This window comes from Herbaspirillum camelliae (assembly GCF_001929405.1).
Lineage (GTDB): Bacteria > Pseudomonadota > Gammaproteobacteria > Burkholderiales > Burkholderiaceae_D > Herbaspirillum > Herbaspirillum seropedicae.
The window spans coordinates 4,755,615-4,777,370 of the sequence record NZ_KV880769.1 but is presented as its reverse complement, the minus strand read 5'-3'; the positions used below and the strand labels follow the sequence as shown (position 1 = coordinate 4,777,370).

Annotated in this window: 17 protein-coding genes; 3 read left to right on the top strand and 14 right to left on the bottom strand. The window is 64.8% G+C overall.

Annotation, left to right across the window (positions count from 1 at the left end):
- Position 1 precedes the first annotated feature (1 nt).
- The 14 genes from BGK68_RS21355 to BGK68_RS21290 form a co-directional block, all read right to left on the bottom strand.
- Positions 2–1,231, bottom strand: coding sequence for a TIGR03087 family PEP-CTERM/XrtA system glycosyltransferase (locus BGK68_RS21355; RefSeq protein ID WP_075258732.1), 1,230 nt, complete (start codon positions 1,229–1,231; stop codon positions 2–4).
- Positions 1,232–1,234: 3 nt separating this feature from the next.
- On the bottom strand, positions 1,235–2,311 hold the full coding sequence (locus tag BGK68_RS21350) for a FemAB family XrtA/PEP-CTERM system-associated protein (RefSeq protein ID WP_075258731.1): 1,077 nt from the start codon (positions 2,309–2,311) through the stop codon (positions 1,235–1,237).
- Positions 2,308–3,153: an XrtA system polysaccharide deacetylase gene (locus BGK68_RS21345; protein ID WP_075258730.1), complete on the bottom strand. Its 846-nt coding sequence runs from the start codon at positions 3,151–3,153 to the stop codon at positions 2,308–2,310. Before BGK68_RS21345 ends, BGK68_RS21350 begins: the two co-directional genes overlap by 4 nt.
- A gap of 20 nt (positions 3,154–3,173) precedes the next feature.
- Positions 3,174–4,310 carry a non-hydrolyzing UDP-N-acetylglucosamine 2-epimerase gene (gene wecB, locus BGK68_RS21340; RefSeq protein ID WP_075258729.1) on the bottom strand — a complete coding sequence of 379 codons (1,137 nt, stop codon included), beginning with the start codon at positions 4,308–4,310 and terminating at the stop codon, positions 3,174–3,176.
- Positions 4,307–5,314 (bottom strand): XrtA/PEP-CTERM system-associated ATPase, encoded by a 1,008-nt coding sequence (locus BGK68_RS21335; protein WP_075258728.1) that lies wholly within the window; start codon positions 5,312–5,314, stop codon positions 4,307–4,309. The genes wecB and BGK68_RS21335 overlap by 4 nt, the downstream gene beginning before the upstream one ends.
- A gap of 12 nt (positions 5,315–5,326) precedes the next feature.
- Positions 5,327–6,853 (bottom strand): TIGR03016 family PEP-CTERM system-associated outer membrane protein, encoded by a 1,527-nt coding sequence (locus tag BGK68_RS21330; RefSeq protein WP_158035491.1) that lies wholly within the window; start codon positions 6,851–6,853, stop codon positions 5,327–5,329.
- Positions 6,837–7,847, bottom strand: coding sequence for an XrtA-associated tyrosine autokinase (locus BGK68_RS21325; protein ID WP_075258726.1), 1,011 nt, complete (start codon positions 7,845–7,847; stop codon positions 6,837–6,839). Before BGK68_RS21325 ends, BGK68_RS21330 begins: the two co-directional genes overlap by 17 nt.
- A 64-nt stretch (positions 7,848–7,911) precedes the next feature.
- Positions 7,912–9,426, bottom strand: coding sequence for an XrtA system polysaccharide chain length determinant (locus tag BGK68_RS21320; RefSeq protein WP_075258725.1), 1,515 nt, complete (start codon positions 9,424–9,426; stop codon positions 7,912–7,914).
- A gap of 332 nt (positions 9,427–9,758) precedes the next feature.
- On the bottom strand, positions 9,759–10,892 hold the full coding sequence (locus tag BGK68_RS21315; protein WP_075258724.1) for a GNAT family N-acetyltransferase: 1,134 nt from the start codon (positions 10,890–10,892) through the stop codon (positions 9,759–9,761).
- 11 nt (positions 10,893–10,903) lie between these two features.
- On the bottom strand, positions 10,904–11,947 hold the full coding sequence (locus tag BGK68_RS21310; protein WP_075258723.1) for an SDR family oxidoreductase: 1,044 nt from the start codon (positions 11,945–11,947) through the stop codon (positions 10,904–10,906).
- Positions 11,948–11,972: 25 nt separating this feature from the next.
- A complete protein-coding gene (locus BGK68_RS21305) occupies positions 11,973–13,253 on the bottom strand; it encodes a nucleotide sugar dehydrogenase (RefSeq protein ID WP_075258722.1) in 1,281 nt (426 codons plus the stop codon).
- Between the two features lie 91 nt (positions 13,254–13,344).
- A complete protein-coding gene (locus BGK68_RS21300; protein WP_075258721.1) occupies positions 13,345–14,781 on the bottom strand; it encodes a chondroitinase-B domain-containing protein in 1,437 nt (478 codons plus the stop codon).
- A complete protein-coding gene (locus BGK68_RS21295; RefSeq protein ID WP_075258720.1) occupies positions 14,778–15,581 on the bottom strand; it encodes a YdcF family protein in 804 nt (267 codons plus the stop codon). Before BGK68_RS21295 ends, BGK68_RS21300 begins: the two co-directional genes overlap by 4 nt.
- A 132-nt stretch (positions 15,582–15,713) precedes the next feature.
- Complete coding sequence (locus tag BGK68_RS21290) at positions 15,714–16,337, bottom strand: PEP-CTERM sorting domain-containing protein (RefSeq protein WP_075258719.1); 624 nt, start codon at positions 16,335–16,337, stop codon at positions 15,714–15,716.
- Positions 16,338–16,884: 547 nt separating this feature from the next.
- Between BGK68_RS21290 and BGK68_RS21285 the strand changes: the two genes are divergently transcribed.
- Genes BGK68_RS21285 through prsR form a run of 3 tightly spaced genes read left to right on the top strand, consistent with a single transcriptional unit; the run spans position 16,885 to position 21,751 of the window.
- A complete protein-coding gene (locus BGK68_RS21285; protein ID WP_075258718.1) occupies positions 16,885–18,270 on the top strand; it encodes a TIGR03013 family XrtA/PEP-CTERM system glycosyltransferase in 1,386 nt (461 codons plus the stop codon).
- A gap of 11 nt (positions 18,271–18,281) precedes the next feature.
- Entirely contained in the window at positions 18,282–20,402 is a 2,121-nt protein-coding gene (gene prsK, locus BGK68_RS21280) for an XrtA/PEP-CTERM system histidine kinase PrsK (RefSeq protein ID WP_075258717.1), read from the top strand.
- Complete coding sequence (prsR, locus tag BGK68_RS21275) at positions 20,399–21,751, top strand: PEP-CTERM-box response regulator transcription factor (RefSeq protein ID WP_075258716.1); 1,353 nt, start codon at positions 20,399–20,401, stop codon at positions 21,749–21,751. Before prsK ends, prsR begins: the two co-directional genes overlap by 4 nt.
- The last annotated feature ends 5 nt before the right edge of the window (positions 21,752–21,756 follow it).

Here is a 21,756-nt window from a genome sequence, read left to right as displayed (position 1 = left end):
TTCAGCTTTCCGTCACAAGAGAAGACGCTGCGGCGGGTTCCATCAGCGTATCGAGCACGGCCAGCTGCTGAGGCCAGGCGTACTGCCGTTCGATCAGACGGCGGCCCTCTGCGGCCAGCGCCAGGGCCGGGTCGCGCGGCTCCTGCAACAGGGTCAGCGCCGCCTCGGCCAGGGCGCTGGCGCCATCGGCCACCAGCAGGTCGCGCCCGGGTGTGGCCGAGATGCCTTCGAAGGCCTGCGGCGTGGCCAGCACCGGAATGCCCATGGACATGGCCTCCAGCACCTTGTTCTGGATGCCGCGGGCGATGCGCAGCGGCGCCACGGCGCAGCGCGCATGGGCCAGATAGGGGCGGATGTCGGGCACGGTGCCGGTCACGCTCACGCCAGGCAGCTGGGCCAGCGCCAGCACCTGGGCTGCGGGACGCGCACCGACGATGACAAAGCGCGCCTGCGGCTGCCGGGCGAGGATCTCTGGGAAGACCGCCTGGGCGAACCACTGCACCGCATCGATGTTGGGCCAGTAGTCCATCGCACCGGTGAAGACCAGCACCTGTGCTGGTGCCCGGTAGGGATTCTTGAAAGAATGCGCGGGCGAAAAGTAATCGAGATCCACGCCATTGTTGAGATGGCCGATGCGCCCGGCCGACTCCGGCGCGAGGCGGCGAAACAGCGCAGCCTCGGCCTCGGAGACGAACAGCGACACATCGCTGAAGGCGGCGACCTGCCTTTCGTAGTCCAGCAGGCAGCGGCCTTCGCGGCGATACAGCCAGCGCATGGGCCAGCGCTTCTTTTGCGCATACTGCAGCCACTTGTCCGAATCGACATCGACGAAATCGATGACCCGGCGCGTGAGCCGTGGGTCCTGCGCGTATTGCGCCATCACCGAGGAAAACACCAGCGCCCGCGAAACCGGCGCTGCCGCCAGCGTCTGGGCCACCCAGCGCCGCATGCTGGCGTCGCGGTAATAGTCCAGGCTCAGCGCGCGCGTCGTCGCCAGCGCCGGCAGGCTGCGCAGGCGCGCCCGCAGGCTGTCCAGACGCACGAAGTGGGTCGAGGCGCAATAGGCCTTGACGGTCTCCACATACTGCCAGTCGGTCGCATCATCGATGAAGGCGCCCAGGTGCAGGTGATAGCGCGCGGCCAGGTGCTGCAGCAGATGGAAGGAGCGTATCTTGTCGCCCTTGTTGGGCGGATACGGGATGCGATGGGCCAAAAAGAGCAGGTGCTGCATGGCCTAGCCCAACTGGCGCACGATGTGCGGCCCGATCAGGTTGGCCGCCCACAGCGGCAGCCGCTGCCAGGTCTTGATCATCAACTGGTACCTGGGATTGAGCGGATTGGTGTCGGGCACGTCCTGGCCGCGCAGCAACTGGTATTCGTAGTGCAGCGGGGTCGGCGTGAAGCCCCAGTTCTTCTTGAAGTCGTAGGCGCCGGTGCCTTCCTTGCTGCGACCGAAGTCGAAGACCCGGATGCCACGCGCGGCGGCGCGACGCATCAGTTCCCAGTACATGAAGTCGTTGCCGGCCAGTTCGCGCGCGCTGGCATTGCCGCCACCGTAGTAGGGCAGCACTTCGTCGCGGAAATAGAAGCTCATGACGCTGCTCACCGTCTGGCCGTTGTGGGTGATGGTGAGCACTTCGCAATCCTTGCCGAACACCTCGGCCAGCACCTTGAAGTGCTTGCGCGAGAACACCGGCGTGCCCAGCCTGTGCACGCTGGCCGAATAGGCCGCGTAGAAGCGCTCGGTATCGCTGTCGATCTCGCTCTGCAGTCCGAACTTGATGCCCTTGCGCACCATGGCGCGCTGTTTGCGCGGAATGGCCTGCATATTCTCTTCGTCGTCGGCCGAGATGTCCTTGCGGAAGGTGACGTAGAGCGCCTTGCCGGGCCAGTCACCATGCTGCGCCTCGATGTTGCGGTACTCCAGGTAGTCCACGCCCAGCTCGCGGGCCAGCTCGAGGGCGGCCAGTTCCAGCAGCGCGCGCGCCTGGGCATCGTCGCCGGCGATGCCGCCATAGACGCAGAAGGGCAGCGAGCCCAGCCAGTGACCGAACAGCGCACTCTTAATGCGCGCCAGCGGCAGCACTGCGCAGATCTGTCCGGCGCGCTCGGCATAGAGGAAATAGGTGCGATGGCCGAAGGAGCGCTCCATCACCTCTTTCCAGCCGGCGCGATGGAAGAAGGTGGCTTGCGGGCATTGCAGCACGAAGGCGTCCCAGCGCGCCGCGTCCTCGGCCTGCATCAGGCCTACCACGGGCTCGGCCGCAGCGGCGGTGGCGTGCAGTTCGCCGGGGCGGATAGTGGCGTTCATGGCGTCCCCAGGTAGATGCGGTCCATGCGATCCCACTGGAAGTCGCTGGCCAGCGCCTTCAGACGATCTTCGGTGCGATGCAGGTTGACGTAGTGGCGGAACCGGGTCTTGGTGCTGATGCCGTGCTGGCGCGGCTGATGCGGGTCCAGTTCCCAGGGATGGAAATAGAAGATGGCCGACTGGCCGTCGCGCTGGTTGACCTGGCGCAGCAGCCAGCGCGACAGGGCGTACGGATAGAAGCGGAAGAAGCCGCCGCCGCCCGCCGGGAAGTTCTTGCGGCCCAGGCGCACCGTGCTTACCGGCACTTCCAGCAAGCCGCCGCTGCCGCTGGGTCGCCAGGCGAAACGGGGCGCATCGGGCAGCCCATAGTGGTCGTGCTTGACCGGGTAGATGCTGGAGCTGTAGAGGTAGCCCGTTTCCTGCAGTACGTCCAGCGCCCACAGGTTGTCGCGGCCGATCGAAAAGCTCGGCGCCCGATAGCCCCGCACCGGCTGTCCGCCCAGGTCTTCCAGAATCATCTTGCTGCGGCCTACGTCCTGGGCGAACTGGACGTGGTCCTGGTCGCTGGCGCGCAGGTGGCCGTAGCCGTGGCTGGCCAGCTCATGACCCTGGGCGACGATGCGCCGCACCAGTTGCGGGTAGCGCTCGGCGATCCAGCCCAGGGTGAAGAAGGTGGCGCGGATGCCGTGTTGCTCGAACAGCGCCAGGATGGTGTCCATGTTGCGTTCGATGCGGCAGGGCTGCTGCTCCCAGCTGCTGCGCGCGATGGTATTGGCGAAGGCCGAGACCTGGAAGTAGTCTTCGACATCGACTGTCATGGCATTGCGGATGGGCGCTGGCATGTCCGTGCTCCTCGTCGTTCTCAGGCCGCGCGCCGCTGGTCCAGCCAGTCGCACAGGTCTTGCGCAATGCGTTGGGCGGCGTGGCCGTCCCAGAACTCGGGGATGCGGCCGGCCTTGCCGCCGTGCTCCATGACCTCGGCGAAGATCGCCAGGATGGTCTGCGGATCATTGCCGGCCAGGGTGTTGGTGCCTTGCTCGACCGTGATGGGGCGCTCGGTATTGTGGCGCAGGGTCACGCAGGGCACGCCCAGGGCGGTGGTCTCTTCCTGGATGCCGCCGGAGTCGGTCAGCGCCAGGCGCGCATCGCGCATCAGGCCCAGCATTTCGAGGTAGCCCATGGGCGGCAGTTGCAGGATCTGCGGGAGGTCGATCAGCCCGGCCAGGCCGAACTTCTCGATCATGCCGCGGGTGCGTGGATGCAGCGGGAACACCACCGGCAGCGTGGCGCTGATGGTGCGCACCGTCTCCAGCAGTGCGCGCAGCACCTCGGGGTCGTCCACATTGGAGGGACGATGCAGGGTCAGCACCGCATACCCGTTGTCGTGATGGAAATCCTCGCGACCCTGGGCGGCCAGGATCTGCGGCAGGCTGATGGCGCGCGCCAGGTTGTGGCGCAGGGTATCGATCATCACATTGCCCACGAAGCGCACGCGCTCGGCGGCAATGCCTTCGCGGGTCAGGTTCTGCAGGGCATTGGCCTCGGTGGTGTAGAGCAGGTCGGAGATCTGGTCGGTCAGGATGCGATTGATTTCCTCAGGCATGCTGCGGTCGTTGCTGCGCAGGCCCGCTTCCACGTGCACCACCGGCACGCCCTTCTTGACCGCCACCAGGGCGCAGGCCAGGGTCGAGTTGATGTCGCCCAGCACCAGCACGGCGGCGGGCTGGACCTGGTCCAGCGCGGGCTCGAAGTGCTGCATGATCGCCGCGGTCTGCTGGGCGTGGCTGCCCGAACCGATCTCCAGGTTGATGTCTGGCGCGGGGATGCCCAGCGCGTCGAAGTACTGGTGGTTCATGGCCACGTCATAGTGCTGGCCGGTATGCAGCAGGACCGCCTGGACGCGCTCGCCCAACTGGCTGAAGGCCGCCATGATGGGAGCGATCTTCATGAAGTTGGGGCGGGCGCCGACGATGCAGAGGATGCGATGCGGGGAGCTCATGACTTGGATTCCTGGACAGGGTAGCGGGAGGTGTGCGAGGTGATGTCGCGCAGTATCTTGAGGATGGAAGCCGTCGCGTTTTCCAGCTTGCCCACGCGCTGCTGCAGTTCTTCCAGCGCGTCATCGGCGAACTGCCGTTCCAGCGAGCGCAGTTCGGCGTCGGTCTGGGCGCTGGCGTCGGACAGAGGCTGCTCGAATTCTTCCTGGATGTCACGGATGACGTCCTGCACGTGCTCGCCGCCGAAGGCGCGCAGTTCTTCCAGGTAACCCATCAGCAAGAGCCGATCGCACAGCGAATTGATCTTGCGCGGGATGCCGCCGCTGTAGGCATGGATGACCGAGTAGGCGGCCGCATCGAAGGCCGGATCGTTCTCCCAGCCGACCGTGCGCAGGCGGTGCTGGATGTAGGTGATGGTCTCTTCCTCGTCCATCGGCCCCAGGTGATAGGTGGCGATGACGCGCTGGCGCAACTGCAGCATGGCCTCGCTGTGCAGGGTGATGCGAAATTCCGGCTGGCCCAGCAGGAAGGTCTGCAACAGCGAGCGTTCACCGCTCTGGAAGTTGGAGAGCATGCGCAGTTCTTCCAGCGTGGTGGGCGAGAGGTTCTGCGCCTCGTCCACCACCAGCAGGGCGCGGATGCCTTTCTGCTCGCAGTGCAGGAAGAACTGTTCCAGCTGGGTCAGCAGGGCGGCCTTGCTGGCGTTCTCGGCAGGCAGGCCAAAGGCGGCGGCCACCATGCGCAGGGTATTGTCCGGGTCCAGGTGGGTGTTGACGATGTGGGCCGAGACGATCTGCATGGGATTGATCTTGCCCAGCAGCTTCCGCACCAGGGTGGTCTTGCCGGCCCCGACCTCGCCAGTGATGATGATGAAGCCCTCGCCCTGCGACAGGCCGTATTCCAGATAGCTCATGGCGCGCTTGTGGCCCTTGCTGCCAAAGAAGAAGCTGGGGTCGGGACGCAGGCGGAAGGGCTTGTCGCGCAGGCCGTAGAAGGATTCGTACATGGATGCGGGCTCTCAGAGCTTCATGTTCAGGAAGGCGCTGATCGCGTTCTCGCGATAGGCCACGCCGGATTGGGTGGACTGGCCCTGGTTGCGGCGCAGCTCCACCGTGCCTTGCACGTCAGGGCTGAGCTGGCGCGTCAGGCCCAGGCGCAGGGTCTGGGTGTTGTCGACCCGGCCGCTGGTGAGCGACTTCACACGCGTAGCCGCCAGCGAACCGTTCAGGCGCACCCGTTCGCTCAGGCGGCGCGAGAGCACGGCGCTGGCGCCCAGTTGTTCGGTATGGTCATTGGCGCTGCCCACCAGGCTGCCCAGGCCATTGTTGGACAAGGGCTCGCGCTCGACATCGAACACCGACAGCAGCAGGGTGGTGCGCACGCCGCTGAGCAGCACCGAGGCCTGCAGGCGCTTTTGCAGGAACACCGTGTTGGTGAAGGAATTGATGGACGAATCCAGCGAGGCCGGCAGATTGCCCTGGCGGATCATGTTGGCCACGGCGGCCGCGCGTGCGGCGGGGTCGGTGATCGAGGCCGAGAGCAATTTGTCGAGGAAGGACGCGGTATCGCTGGTCACCGGCAACGAGAATTGCGCCGGCGTGGTGGTCACGTCTTCGGCATAGCTGAGCATCCAGTTGGCCATGCGGCTGCGGGTGCTGGCGGTGAGCGCATAGGTGTTGCCGTAGTACTTGTGGCCGAGCGAAGCATTGAGGCTGGTGCGCTGGCTCACCTTCCATTCCACGCCGCCGCTCCAGGAGTAGCCGGCGGTGGCCTTGTTGGTCACCGAGTAGTCATTGCTGTCATGGCCCAGCGTGCCCACCAGGCGCAGGCGCGGCGCCAGCAGATAGCTCAGGCGTCCCACGATGTTCTGCAGCGCCACCCGGTTCTGGCCGCTGTAGTGCGTGGTGCGGTCGCTGGCCTGCAGGCCCCAGCCGATCAGGTGATAGGCCGGGCCGCTGTCGGCCTTGAAGGAGAGTTCGTCGGTGTTGCTGCTGGCCAGTCCGCCACTGCTGGCGTTGACGCTCTCGCGGGCATAGCGCAGCTCGGCGCTGGCCGCTTGGCCGAACTTGTGGCTCAGGTAGGGGCTCACGCGGGTGGTGCGCACGGTGCTGGTGCGGTCGCCGCCATTGGTGTTGTCGACCGGCTGCGGGCCGAAGGCCGAGATGGTCTGCTGGCTCACCGAGGCGGCGCTGTCGAGGTAGAGCAGGTTGTCGGCCAGGCGCGCCTTGAGGTCGGCGCGGCCCAGGTTCACTAGCGAGGAGCCGGCATTGTGGTTGCCGTAGTAGGTTTCCTGCACGCCCACATTGGCGTTGAGGGTCAGGTCCGGCCCCTTGGCCTTGACGCCCAGGCCCGGCGTGACCTGGGTGACGAAGTCGCTCTTGCCTTGCGCCTGCAGGCGAACGTTGTCGGTATAGGTTTCGCGCAGGTCCAGGGTGGGCGTGAAGCGCCATTCGGCAGCCTGGGCGCAGCCGGCCGCCAGCATGGCCACGGCGGCGGCGATGGCGCGGCGGCGCGGTGCTCCCGCCATTTCAGTAACCATGGCCATAGCCATATCCATATCCATACTCTTGCGAGCCTGCAAACGCCATGCTCTTGTTGTAGATCAGGCTGACGTTCTGGCAGCCCTTGAGCTGGTTCAGCGCCGACTTGACGGCTTGCTGCGAGGTGCTCTCGGCGGCCACCACCACGGCGATCTGGCCCATGCGGCTGGCCAGCACGCTGGCTTCGCTGGTCACCAGCAGGGGCGGCGAATCGAAGATGACGATGCGGTCCGGATAACGATTGGCGATCTCCTCCAGCAGCAACTGCATGGACTGGCTGGCCAGCAGTTCGGAGGAATGACTGTGGCGCGCACCCACCGGCAGCACGCTGAGGGTATCGACATTGGTCTTGAGCAGCACGTCGGCCATGTCCACCTTGTCGTCCAGCAGCAGGTTCATCATGCCGGCGCCTTCGTCTTCGGCCAGGTCGAAGGTGCGCAGCACCGAAGGCCGGGCGACATCGGCATCGACCAGCAAGACCGTATGGTCCAGTTCCATGGCGATGCTCAGGGCCAGGTTGATGGAGCAGAAGGTCTTGCCTTCGTCGGGCAGCGAACTGGTCACCATGATCAGGTTGCCCGGCTTGCTGCCGGCCTCGCGCGGGACGAAGGCCTGGCGCAGCAGCGAGCGCTTGATCATGCGGAACTGTTCCGACACCAGCGAACGGCTGCCGGGCGTGAGAAAGCCCATGCTGGCCAGGCGTTCCAGGTTGATCTCGATGCGCTTGGCCGAACTGCTGCGCACGGCCGGCGCAGGTGCTTGCACGGCGCTGGCCTGGACAACGGGTTCGGGTTGCGCCAGCGTTGCCATCGGCGCCACCGTTGCCGGTTCGGCGGCAGCGCTGGCGGCGATCCCGGACTGGGCCTGCAGTGCTGCTTGCAACTGCTGTTGCTGGTGCTGCGCCGCCAGTTCGGCCGCCGACAGCAGTTCGCTGCTGCCGGCCGGTTGTTGGGCCGCCGTGGTCTTGAGGCGGCTGGCCGCGCGTTCGATGAGGCTCATGCAAATTCTCCTGAAGGGCGGGCGCGGCCGCGATGCAGACGGACAGTGAGGCGGCAGGGCATCATCAGTACCTCAACAGCAGCACCGCCATCATCACCACATAGGTGGTGAAGAAAGCGCCCACCAGGGCCACGAACTTGCGCACGCTGCGCTTGCGCCTGGCGATCTCGGCCTCGGTCCAGTTCATGGCCACCGCGCCCAGCACGGGCAGGCCGGTGACCTGTTGCAGTTGATGCTGGCTCATGAAGGACGGGCGCACCTGGGCGATCACCACGGTCACGCCCACGCCGGCGGCAATGGCCACCAGCAGGAGCAGCGACATCAGGCGCAGCCGCTTGGGACCCACTGGCAATCTGGGCACCACCGGCGGATCGATGACGCGGAAGGTCAGCAGGTCGGTGGCCGAACTGAGGTCGCCGGAGAGCTTGGCGGCGTCGCGGCGGGCCACCAGCTTTTCGTAGTTTTCCTTGTTGATCTGGTAGTCGCGATTGAGCTGGGTGAATTGCGCCTCCACATCGGGCGCGGCAATGCTCTTGACCTTCAGGCGCGCCACCCGCGCCGCATATTCATCGACCCGGGCGCGCAGGCTGGCGGCCTTGGCGCGCGCATCGGCCAGCGACACGCTGAGCTGTTGCATCATCGGACTGTAGTTGGCGCCGGGGTCGCCACCAGTGGGGCGGGCCTTGGCTTCTTCGCGCTTGCGCTTTTCCAGTTCGGCGATCAGGCGACGCGTGCCGACCACGTCCGGATGCTGCTCGGTGTACTTGGTGCGCAGGTCGTCCAGATGCTTGTTGGCTGCATCCAGGCGCGAATCCAGTTCAGGCGTGGGCGCCCGTGGCAGTTCCTCGCCGTTGCCCCCGCTCATCTGCTTCTGGATGGCGTTGCGGGCCTGCTCGGCCTCGGCCAGTTCCAGCCTGGCCTGGCTGAGCTGGTCGGAGGCTTCCTGCAGCTTGTTGCCGTAGTCACTGCCGGGACGCGGCAACAGCTCGGCGTTCTTCTGCTTGAATTCCTTGAGGTTGTTTTCCGCCGTGACCAGCTTTTCTTCATAGCTCTTGATCTGCTCGCCGATGAAGCGCACCGCCTTGTCGGAGTCTTCCTTCTTGTCGCCGACGCTACCCTCGACGAAGATGGTCAGCAGCGACTGCACCACATCCTTGCCCAGCTTGGGATTTTCATTGTTATAGGTGATGGTGTAGATGTCGTCGCGCCCGGTCTGGATGATCTTGATGCGCTGGGCCAGTTCATCGACCAGTTTTTCCTTTTCGCCCACGGTCTCGGCGCGGATGTCCAGGTCGGCCATGCGCGTGACCCGTTCCAGGTTGGGACGGCTGAGCAGGGTGCGGCTCATGATCGAGACCTGCTGTTCGATATTGGGCACCGTGGTCATCCCCGCCAGCAGCGGCTTCAAGATGCTCTGCGTATCCACGTAGATACGCGCCGAGGCCTGAAAGTCGTTGGGCAGGCGGAACACCACGATGCTGCCCACCACCAGCACCCCCCAGGCCACGCTCAGCGCCAGCCAGCGATGCTTCCACGCGCTCTTGATGAGCGCCATGAGTTGCGATACCAAATCCGCCATTGAGCAGCTTCCCCCTGCAATACGCACCGTACGTGCAATACGCACAGCAAAAATTGACCCGGCGGCCATCGGCGCGCCCATGCATGCGCCTGCCGGCGCGCTCTGCGAGCGACCGATCAGGCCAGTCTATGGATCAGTGATTTTTCCCTGCCGCCCCCCGGCAGCCCCAACGATTTCCCCCTGCCATCTCTCCCGAATGTCGTTGTCGGAAGGCCCCACGTTTACTAACTAATAGTGCATTTTTGACAATGTCAGGATCATACCATCACGACTCCTGTTTTTAGTGCGGAAAAGACAATAAATTCAGCGAAAATTTACACTGTTTCCTGTCATCACTTTCTGCCCGCAAAGCCGCGCCAGAACTGGAAAGTGTTGCCCGTTCGCAAGCCCTCGGGAAGGCCTCGTTCCAGCCGGCGGAAAAGCTGCCCGCCAACATGACGCGCGTACCCTGAAAGACCATCCAATGTACTTAGATTGAAGGCCATCAATCCCCAGCGTTCGCGACGGTGCGACATCCAGTCCTGCTTGTAGCGATCGTCGCCCATCAGATAGTCCACCTGGTGCACGCGGTCGATATCGATGACGTGTTCCATCAAGGCGGCGGTGAGCACCGAGCCCACCGAGAGCGCCGCCACTCTTGCGTCATAGGCCAGCTTGTAGATGGCGGCCACGCCGTGGTGGACGATCCATACCTGCGCCGCCACCGGCTGGCCGTCGATGCGCACCACACCCAGGCGCAGCTTGCCCAGTTCGGCGCACAGGCGCATGAGGCCAGGCATGAAATCAGGATAGGGCTCGGGCTTCTTCCAGCTGGCCAGGTAGACGGCCTGGTAATCATCGATGACGCGATCCAGCGCCGCGCCGCCGGTGACGATCTCCAGTTCCACCTGGCCGCTGGCGCGCAATTGCTGGGTCTTGCGCGCCAGCGTATTGCGCAGGCGCGAAGGCAGGCCCGCATGGTATTGGGCGTAGCTGCGCCCGGCGACGTCCAGATACCAGTTGCCGAAGCAGAAGTAGGGCTGCACCGCCAGGCCGCTGTCGTCCAGCGCACGCTGCAGCTGCTTGAAGCAGACCGCCTCGGGCGCCAACGGGCGCAGGTCGATGCGCTCCCAGCGCGGGCGCTCGGCGGCGATGGCCGCGATCATCTCACCCAAGGCATGGCCATCGATGGTCGGCGCCACCATCAGGGGACCGGCCAGGGCCGAATAATAGTTGGACGGCGAGGCCAGCCGTTGTCGTCCGCGCGCCTGCTCTTGCTGCATCAGCGGCAGCAGGATGCGCGGGGCGCCGTCGCGGTACAGGCAATAGAGCCGCAAGCGGCCCTGTTGTGCCAGGGTGGACTGGGCCAGATAGCGCAGCCAGGCCGGCGAGAGGAAGAAGTCGGCCGACTGCGCCGCGCGTTCGAAGACCGCCAGCGTCTCTGCTGGGATGGTCGCGAAGCTGTCGTAGCGCTGGATGCCGTCCATGGTTGATCGCTTCAGGTGTTGCAGGCAGTGCTGCCCAGGTGATCGATATACCAGGGCATGGCCTGCTCCAGCCCGGCGCGCAGGCGATGGGTAGGCGCATAGCCCAGGCGCTGGCGCGCCTTGCCGATATCGGCCTGGGAGTCACGGATGTCGCCGGCGCGAAATCCCACATAGCTGGGCCGGTGCTCTTGCAGATGCGGGAAGCGCTGTATCAGCAGTTCGCGCATCATCGCGTACAGATCGTTGAGACTGGTGCGGTCGTTCAAGGCCACGTTGTAGACCTGGTTGGCCGCCTCCTCGCCGGCGGTCGCGGCCAGCAGGTTGGCCTGCACGACATTGTCGATGTAGCAGAAATCGCGGCTGGTCTGGCCATCGCCATTGATGCGCAGTTCACCATTGCGGATCATCGCTGTCACCCATTGCGGGATCACGGCGGCATAGGCGCCGTGCGGGTCCTGGCGGCGGCCGAAGACGTTGAAGTAGCGCAGGCCGATATTGTGCATGCCATAGCAGCGGGCGAAGACATCGGCATACAGTTCATTGACATACTTGGTCACGGCATAGGGCGAGAGCGGCTTGCCGATCACCTCTTCCACCTTGGGCAGGCCGGGATGGTCGCCATAGGTGGAACTGGAGGCGGCATAGACGAAGCGCGCCACGCCCGCATCGCGTGCGGCCACCAGCATGTTGAGGAAACCGTTGACGTTGTTCAGGTTGGTGCGCACCGGATCTTCGATGGAGCGCGACACCGAACCCAGCGCCGCCTGATGCAGCACATAGTCCACGCCGTCGCAGGCGCGCGCGCAGGCAGCGCCATCGCAGATATCGCCTTCGATGAAGCGGAAATTGGCCCAGGCGGCTGCGCCCACTTCGGCGCGCACCTCGTCCAGGTTGGCCTGGCGGCCGGTGCTGAAATTGTCCAGGCCGGTCACCTGCTGGCCCAGCGTGAGCAGCCGCGCCAGCAAGTTGGAGCCGATGAAGCCGGCCACGCCGGTGATGAGCCAGCGCTTGGGATGCTGGGGCAGTTGCTCGCAGAGTGTGTCGTATCGTGTCATCTTGCTTGTCGTGTGAGGCTGCGCTTTACAGACGCCAGACGCTGTAGCCGGCCTGCTCCAGCGCCGGCTGGTCGAAGGCCGACTTGACGTCGATGAAGCAGGCGCCGTCCTTGAGCTTGCTTTGCAGCTCCGCCAGCGGCCGCGCCAGCAGCTCGCGGTGCGAGACGGCGGCGATGACGGCATCGGCGCGCGGCAGGTCGGACCAGTTCTCCAGGGCGATGCCATATTCGTGCTCGGCATCCACGCCGGCCGCCACCGGGTCGTGCACGTGCACCTCGACGCCGTAGGATTGCAGTTCGGTGACGATGTCGACCACCTTGGAGTTGCGCAGGTCGGGGCAATTCTCCTTGAAGGTCAGGCCCAGCACGTTGACCTTGGAACCCTTGATGGGGAAGCCGGCGGCGATCATCGACTTGACCGTCTTCTCGGCCACGAACTTGGCCATGCCGTCATTGATGCGGCGACCGGCCAGGATCACCTGCGGGTGATAGCCCAGCATCTCGGCTTTGTGGGTCAGGTAGTAAGGATCGACGCCGATGCAGTGGCCGCCCACCAGGCCCGGACGGAAGGGCAGGAAGTTCCACTTGGTGCCGGCTGCCTGCAGCACTTCCAGGGTGTCGATGCCGATCTTGTCGAAGATGATGGAGAGCTCGTTCATCAGCGCGATGTTGAGGTCGCGCTGGGTGTTCTCGATTACCTTGGCCGCCTCGGCCACCTTGATGCTGGAGGCGCGGTGCACGCCGGCGGTGATGATGGATTCGTAGAGCTGGGCGATGCGTTCGAGGGTGTCGGCGTCGTCGCCCGAGACGATCTTGAGGATGTTGGTCAGGGTGTGCTGCTTGTCGCCGGGGTTGATGCGCTCGGGCGAGAAGCCCACATGGAAGTCGTCGCGCCACTTAAGGCCCGAGTGCTTTTCCAGCAGCGGCACGCAGACTTCTTCGGTGGCGCCGGGATAGACGGTGGACTCGAACACCACGATGGCGCCGCGCTTCATGTGCTTGCCCACGGTCTGGCTGGCGCCGGCGAGAGGGCCGAAGTCGGGGTTGTGAGCCTCATCGACCGGCGTGGGGACCGCCACCACGATGTAGTCGGCGTCGGCCAGGATGGCGGGGTCGGTGCTGACCGTCAGCTGGCTGGCCGCGCGCAGCTCTGCGCTGCTCAGCTCTCCGGTGGGATCGATGAACCTGCGGTAGTTCTCGATCTTGCTCTTCGACAGGTCGAAGCCGACGGTGGCGCGCTTCTTGCCAAACTCCACGGCCAGCGGCAAGCCCACATAGCCCAAGCCCACGACTGCAACGATGCTCATGATTCCATCCCCCAAAATAAATGCAATAAATGCAAACGAGCGGGCCAGCTCTGCCCGTCCATCCTCGCGGCGCGACCCCCGTCGCGCCTCATCAAGGCTGCCTGCGGCAGGCAGCGAAATCCTCGAACGCCCCGTAGGACGCTTGCGTGCTGCGCGGCGCGCCGCACAGGTCCGGCGCCGGCGCGGCCAATGCCTGGCGCAGCGGTGCTCGCGTCCTCCAGCCCAGCGCCAGCGTGGCCGGCTCCTGGAACAGATCGCGCACCGGATGGCTGCCCAGGTACAGCCTGGTCACGGCAGTAGTACTGTTGTCGGTGCTGCGCAGCAGGCCCTCGTCACGGCTGCGCACGACCCCATCGACCAGATTGCCTTCGACGTCGGCGCTGCTTTCCGGGAAGCGCACGGTGACGCCGCCGGTATCGATCAGGGTGTTGTGAAGGATCTGGCTGGCTGCGGCGCGGTTGAGGTAGATGCCATCGTCGGAGCAGGCCGCAATGAGATTGCCGGCGATCACGCCGCCATCCTGTTCGGTGATGCAGCGGCGGTCGCGGCAATAGGCCGGGCCGGTGCCGCCGCCGCCCAGCGAGAGGCCGACCTGCTGGCCGCGCTGGCCCAGTAGCTTCTGCTCGCACAGCACCAGGTTCTGTTCCATGCGGTTGCGGCTGCCGCCGCCCTTGACGAAGGCGCCATAGCTGATGCGGTCGCCCCCGGCCTTGATGAAATCACTGATCTGGTTGCGCGCGATGCGCCAGCCGCTGGCGGCCACCAGGTCGATAGGCGTGACCGGGCCCAGCGTCTGGCGCGGGGCGGTGTTGGTCAGGGTATTGTTTTCGATGACGCCGTCATCGGGGAATTGGCCAGCGTCGCCGTTGATCTTGAAGTGCGCGTTGAAATCGACGATGCGATTGTTGCGCGCCGTGAAGTGCGCCGCCCGGCCTACGATGTGCAAGGCGTGTTCGCAGAAGTGCTGGGTCGGGCAGACGCCCTGGATGACCAGGTTTTCCACCCGCCACCAGGGTGCATCGATGCGCAGGCCTTCGCCGGTATTGATCTCCAGGAATACCGTACCCGGCTGTGCGGCACGCAGTACGATGGGCAGCTCGGCGCTGCCGGACTGATGCAGGCTGAGCGGGCGATCGATGCGATAGCGCCCGGGGCGCAGCGTGATGGCTTGTCCGGGCGCGGCCTGGGCCAGCGCCTGGTTCAGTTCGGCCACGCTGGCCACCTCCACCACGCTGGCCGACGGCGTGCTGGCGGGCGTGGCTTGCGCACCAATGATGAGACCGTCCAGCGTCGCGGCCGACGGGCTGCTGCGCGGGCCTCGGTCAGCGTGCTGCAGTTGCGCCGCAAGCAGCGCCGCCAGTGCGGTGATGGCGGGTTGATGGCCTGCAGCGCGGTGTTCCAGATAGGGGGCGAGCTGGCGTGGCGGGATGTTCAAGCGTTCCAGCAGCAGCACGCCTGCGCCCAAGGCCAGCAGCATGATCAGCAGCAGGGCCAGCGCGATCCTGGTAGGTCGGAAGTATCGGTTCATGGTGTGGGCGGCCTCATTGCCTGGCCTGCGCGCAGGCGATACCAGCCCAGGCCCAGCCATTCGTAGCTGGCGTACCAGCTGCGGCGCAGGCCTTCGGCGCTGGGCAGCAGCGCCGGCCAGCGCCAGCGCGGCAAGCTGAAGAAGGCCGTGGGCGCTGCCGTGGGAACCAGGCCGGCCTGTGCGAAGGCCAGCATGGCGCGCGGCATGTGCATGGCGTCGGTCACCAGCAGCACGCGCTGCACGCCATCGGCGCGCAGCAGGGCGGCGCAAAGCAGGGCGTTCTGTTCCGTGTTTTCGGAGCCACCCTCGATCCAGCGCACCGGTGTGCGGAAATCCTCGCGCAGCGCCTCGGCCATGGCCTGCGCCTTGTTCTGTTCAGGCGCCTCCTCGCGGGCATTGCCGCCGCTGACCAGCACGGGCAGGCCGGTCTGGTGCTGCAGCCGGGCGGCGTAGCGCAGGCGCGCCAAGGCCACGTAATCGGGCTGGTCGCGTCCCTCGTATTCCGGCGCTTGGTCCAGGCTGCCGGCGGCCAGCACGACGATGGCCTGGGCTTGGCGCGCGGCCTCGGCCGACAGCACCGGGTAGCGTTGTTCCAGCGGGCGCACCATCAGGTCAGCCACTGCCGGCATGCAGATCAGCGTCAGCAGCGCTACGCCCGCGGCGACCATGCCGCGGCCGATATGTCCGATCGGTGCGCGCAAGCGCCAAAGCAAAAAACCCGCTGCGATCAATAGCAGCAGGTTCAGGGGCGGCAGCAACAGTGTCCTGGCCAACATCGACATCCACATCGTCAAACTCATGGGCGGCGATCGGCAGGAGCGCTAGGACTGGTCCTGGAGCAAGTCATCTTAAGCAAGTCATCGGTGCAATGGCTGACATGGCTTGATGCAGTGATCAGGCGCAAGCACGATGCCGCTTGCGCCTGCCGTGCATCAGAAGGCCGAAGATTGCTTGCGCTTGCGCCAGCCCAGCAGCGCCAAGAGGCCCAGGCCCATCAGGGCGATCGAGCCCGGTTCCGGCACGGCGTGGGTGGAGAGGATGGAGGCCGAGAAATAGACGGTGTTGAAGTCGTCGCCATTGTTGCTGTAGTAGTTCCACACCCATTGCGGCGACAGCGAACCATAGCCGCCACGACCGCCCCACGGGCCCACGCCATTGCCGCCTTCATTGACGGTGGCGTTGCCGGGAGCGCCCACGCCGGTGAGGTTCTGTGTGAGACCGGCGTCACCGGTCAGCAGAGTCTGGGTGCCGTTGGCGAACTTGAAGTTGCCATCCGAGAGCGTGAAGGCGCCCAGCAGGCCGCCAGGGCCGCCCTGATTGGTCGCCACGATGTGCAGGAAATTGGTTACGCCTGCGGTCAGCGCGCTGCTGAAGCTGTAGGTGGTCGGCCAGTCGTTGCCGCTGCCCACCAGCGTGCCCAGGGTGTTGTTGCTGGTGCTGAGGTAGAGGCTGAAGGTGTTGTCCACGTTCAACGTGGAGTTCAGCGTGGTCGCATTGGCTTGGCCGGTGCTGATGTTGGCGGCCAGAAACAAGGCGGCGAGCAGGAATTTTTTCATGGCAAGACTCCGAGGTCGTTGAGCAGGTGAACGATGCGTTCGTTGTCGATATAGCAATTCCTGTGCCCGCTGCCAAAAGCGCTTAGATTTCAAGCGTTTGCGTTTTTGACGAATAAAATTTTAAAGAGACTGTAAATTTTTCCGACACCATAAAAATTTCCTTGCGTCATTGCTATTCCCTATTTCTTGGTGGAAACAAGTCGTCCTACGATCCAGAGGTGGTGTCCGGCAACTTTTCTTTGATGCATGAAGGTCGCTCTGGCAAAGGGATAGCAGCCGATACATGCCTCTCGGAAACGAAAAAAAATCTTTGGAATAATGTTGCAATTTTGACCAAAAACACTCATTCTTCAGCGCTGTGAATGGCTGGTCCGGACGCCGCGCGCTCTTGAACGCTGTAAAAACCGGCTTAAAAAATTCACATGGCATCCAGGGGTGTCAGAGGGAAAGTGTTGTCGCCAGTGTGAGCCCCGGGGCGGGGCGGACCGTCCGGGTGGGCAGTCCATATCTGCGCGGCAGCGACGAGTCTGCAAAGGCGGGGGAACCAATGTTTAGAATCTCGAACCACTATGTCTCGAAGATAGTGGCGGTCTTGCTGTTGATTGAATTGGGCGTGTTGTTCGCCGCAGGTTACCTGGGGGTGAACCTGCGTTTCATGGGCAAGCCGGAATACCTGAGTGATTTTCGCCAGTTCTGGGTGCCGGTGGGGGTGACCGCACTGTCCATCCTGCTGGGCATGAGCGCGGTGGGGATGTACCAGCGCAACATCGATGAAAACCTGCGCGCCACGCTGCTGCGCCTGATGCCTTCCTTCGGCATTGCGCTGCTGGTGATGATGGTGGTGTTCTACGCCGCGCCGGAACTGTCGCTGGGCCGCGTGCTGCTGGTGATCGTGCTGCTTTTGTCGGCGCTGGGCATCCTGTGCGTGCGCACGATCTTCTTTCGCCTGGTCAATTCGCCCATGCTGGCGTCGCCCATCCTGTTCCTGGGCAGCAGCGACCTGGTGCGCGATTGCATGGAAACCTCGCACCAGAACCTGCGCAACCACAAGTACAACATCGTCGGCACCATTCCCGTGGCCGGCGAGGACAGCACCCTGGCCATGCTGGTGGAACCGGCCGGCAGCCTCCTGGAAACCGCCCGCAAATACAAGGCTGAAGAAATCGTGGTGGCCGTGCAGAACCGGCGCGGCGGGGCGCTGCGCATTCAGGAACTGCTGGAGTGCAAGATGAAGGGCGTGCGCGTGACCGACGCCGCCGGCTTCTTCGAACGCGAGGCTTGCCAGATCCGGCTCGACTCGCTGCATCCTAGCTGGCTGGTGTTCGGCAGCGGCTTCGACCAGAGCCTGCTGCGCACCTTCTTCAAGCGCAGCTTCGACCTCATTACCAGCTGCATCATGTTGCCGCTGCTCTCACCGCTGATGTTGGGCGCGGCCATCTGCATCTGGCTGGAAGACCGTGGCCCCATCCTGTATCGCCAGGAGCGCGTGGGCAAGAACAACGAGAACTTCATGGTCCTCAAGTTCCGCAGCATGCGGGTGGATGCCGAGAAGGCCGGCACGCCCCAGTGGGCCTCTTCGGACGACCCGCGCGTCACGCGCGTGGGCAATGTGATGCGCAAGTACCGCATCGATGAACTGCCGCAGCTGTTCAACGTCCTGCGCGGCGACATGAGCTTTGTCGGCCCGCGCCCGGAGCGCCCCTATTTCGTCGAGCAGTTCGCCCGCGAGATCACCTTCTACAACGTGCGCCACTGCGTAAAGCCCGGCATCACGGGGTGGGCGCAGGTGCGCTACAAGTACGGCGCCTCCAAGGATGATGCGATCCAGAAGCTGCAGTACGACCTCTACTACGTCAAGAACAACAGTCTGTTCCTGGATGTCCTGATCCTCATCGACACCCTGAGCGTGGTCATCTTCGGCGCTGGCACCTAGGACCCTGGCCCATGTTCGGCATGTTGATGGAAGTGGCGCTGGTGAGTTATCTGGTGGCGGCGCTGACCTTTTCGGTCTTCGGCGTCTTCCTGTTCGTGCGCCATCATGGTCAGCCACGGCGGGTGGCGCTGGGCGCGATCTGCGCGGTCAATGCACTGTGGGCCTTGCTACTGGCGCTGCCATTGTGGGCGCCAGCCAACTGGCCGATGGCGGCAGCCTTGCTGGAGGGCGCGCGCAATCTCGCCTGGGACCTGTTCATCCTGTTGCTCATCGGCGCCTTTGGCCGCGCTGGTGGCAAGGGTGGAGAGGGGCGGCGCACTGTGCCCCATGCCGATCGCTGGCTGGTCCTGGTGGCGGCCTTCTATGGGCTGCAGCTGGCCTGCACCCTGGCCGTGTCCTGGCGCTATGGCTATCCTTTGCAGCTGGGCGAGTTCACGGCGATGACGCTGCTGCGCACGACCTCGGCCATCCTCGGCCTGTTCTTGATCGAGCAGCTCTATCGCAATACGGTCGATGCGCAGCGCTGGGGCATCAAGTTCGCCTGCCTGGGCATGGGACTGATGTTCGCCTATGACTTCTATCTCTACAGCGATGCGCTGCTGTTCCGTCACTTCAGCGCCGATACCTGGGCCGCGCGCGGTTTTGTCAATGCGCTGGCGGTGCCGCTGATCGCCATCTCGGCGCTGCGCAATCCGCGCTGGTCGCTGGGGCTGAAGGTGTCGCGCCATGTGCTGTTCCATTCGGCGGCGCTGTTTGGCAGCGCCGCCTATCTGCTGGTCATGGCCTCGACCGGTTACTACGTGCGGCTCTTCGGCGGCAGCTGGGGGACGGTGGCGCAACTGGCCTTCCTGTGTGCGGCGCTGGTGCTGTTGCTGGGGGCGCTGTTCTCGGGTGGGGTCCGCTCGCGCCTGCGGGTGTTCATCAGCAAGCACTTCTACCGTTACAACTACGACTACCGCGAGGTCTGGCTGGCCTTCACCGGTTCGCTCTCGGCCAAGGGGCCGGACCTGGAGCGGCGCGTGGTGGAAGCCATGGCGCGCCTGGTGGAAAGTCCGGCCGGGGCGGCTTTCGTGGTGCGCGCCGAGGGCATCGAGACGGTGGCGCGCTGGAACATGGCGGTGGCGGCCCAGCCCGATGCGGCCAATGCCGAACTGCTGCGCTACCTGGGCGAGAAGCAATGGGTGATCGATCTGGTCCAGCATCGCGAGCATCCCGCCCACTACGATCATCTGGTGCTGCCGGCCTGGCTACGCGAGGTGCCGCGCGGCTGGCTGGTGGTGCCGCTGCATGTGCAGGGGGTGCTGTTCGGCTTCGTGCTGCTGGCGCAGTCGCGCAGTCCCGTCAAGTTGAACTGGGAAGTCACGGACCTGCTCAAGATCGCGGGCCGCCAGGCCGGCAGCTTCCTGGCCCAGCACCAGGTCGCCACCGATCTGATGGTGGCGCGCCAGTTCGAGTCCTTCAACCGCATGTCCACCTTCGTGGTGCATGACCTCAAGAACCTGGTGGCGCAGCTCTCGCTGCTGATGGCCAATGCCGAGCGGCACAAGGACAATCCCGAGTTCCAGCGCGACATGATCGATACCGTCGATTTTTCCGTGCAGAAGATGCGTCTGCTGTTGCACAAGCTCAGTCGCAAGGACTCGGCTGAACGCAATGAAGTCATCGCGCTGGAGCCGCTGTTGCAGCGCATCTTGCACGCCAAGGCTGGTTTCGGCCCGGCGGCGCGGCTGATCGTGGCGGCTAGCGGCGTGCAGGTGACGGCCGATGTGGAGCGCCTGGAGCGCGTCATCGGCCACCTGGTGCAAAACGCGCTGGAGGCGGTCTCGCCCGTGACCGGTCAGGTCGATGTGCGGCTTGATCGCGTGGGCGAGCAGGCGCTGGTGGAGATCATCGACAACGGCCATGGGATGAGCGAGCAATTCATCCGCGAACGCCTGTTCAAGCCCTTCGAGACGACCAAGTCGGCCGGCATGGGCATCGGCGTGTTCGAAAGCCGAGAATACCTGCATCTGCTGGGAGGCGAGCTGCAGGTCCAGAGTACCGAAGGGGCCGGCACGCGCATGGGCATGCGGTTGCCATTGCATGTGCCAGCGGCGCAAGCCGCCCCGCAACTGCTAGAGGAAAATCCGTGAGTGAAAACAAGCCGAAACTGTTGATCGTGGAAGATGATCCAGGCCTGCAAAAGCAATTGCGCTGGAGCCTGGACGCCTATGAAGTGCTGGTCGCAGGCGACCGCGAAAGCGCCCTGGCCATGGTGCGCCGGCATGAGCCGGCGGTGGTGACGATGGACCTGGGCCTGCCGCCTGATCCCGACGGCGCCAGCGAAGGTTTCGCCACGCTGCAGCAGGTGCTGGCGCTGGCGCCCGATACCAAGGTCATCATGCTCACCGGCAATCAGGACCACGCCCATGCGGTCAAGGCCATCAGCATGGGCGCGTACGATTTTCATCAGAAGCCATGCAATGACGAGACCCTGCGCCTGGTGGTGCAGCGCGCCTTCTACCTGCACGCCCTGCAACGCGAAAACCAGCGCATGCAGCAGGCTGGCGGTCATACCGCCCTGGGCGGCCTGATCACGCGCGACGCCGGCATGCTCACGGTGTGCCGCAGCATCGAAAAGGTCGCGCCTTCATCGGCCTCGGTGATGCTGCTGGGCAGCAGCGGCACCGGCAAGGAAGTGCTGGCGCGCGCGCTGCATCAGCTGAGCCCGCGCAGTGGGCGGCGCTTCATGGCCATCAACTGCGCCGCCATTCCAGAGAACCTGCTGGAGAGCGAACTGTTCGGCTACGAGAAGGGCGCCTTCACCGGCGCGGCCAAGCAGACCATCGGCAAGGTCGAGCTGGCCCATGGCGGCACCTTCTTCCTCGATGAAGTGGGCGACCTGCCCATGCCCTTGCAGGCCAAGCTGCTGCGCTTCCTGCAGGAGCGGGTGATCGAGCGGGTGGGCGGCCACACCGAAATCCCGGTGGATGTGCGGGTGATCTGCGCCACCCACCAGAACCTCAAGGAACTGACCGCCTCGGGGGGCTTTCGTGAAGACCTGTATTACCGCCTGTGCGAGATCATCATCAAGATCCCGGCCTTGAAGGATCGGTATGGCGACGCGGTCCTGCTGGCGCGTCATTTCGTCCAGAAGTTCTGCGCCAAGGAAGGCCGCGCCACGCTGCACCTGAGCCAGGATGCGGTGGCCGCCATCGAACGCTATGAATGGCCGGGCAATGTGCGGGAGATGGAAAACTGCGTCATGCGCGCCGTCATCATGGCCGATGGCCAGCAGATCACGGCCGAGGACCTGGGCTTGTCGGTAGAAGGCCGCGAGGCCGAACCGCTGAACCTGCGCCAGGTGCGCGACGAAGCCGAGCGCAAGGCGGTGGTCAAGGCGCTCACGCGCATGGACGGCAATATCCTCAAGGCCGCCGAACTGCTGGGCGTGAGCCGTCCGACGCTGTATGACCTGATGAGCCGGCACGAAATCAAGTAAGCAAG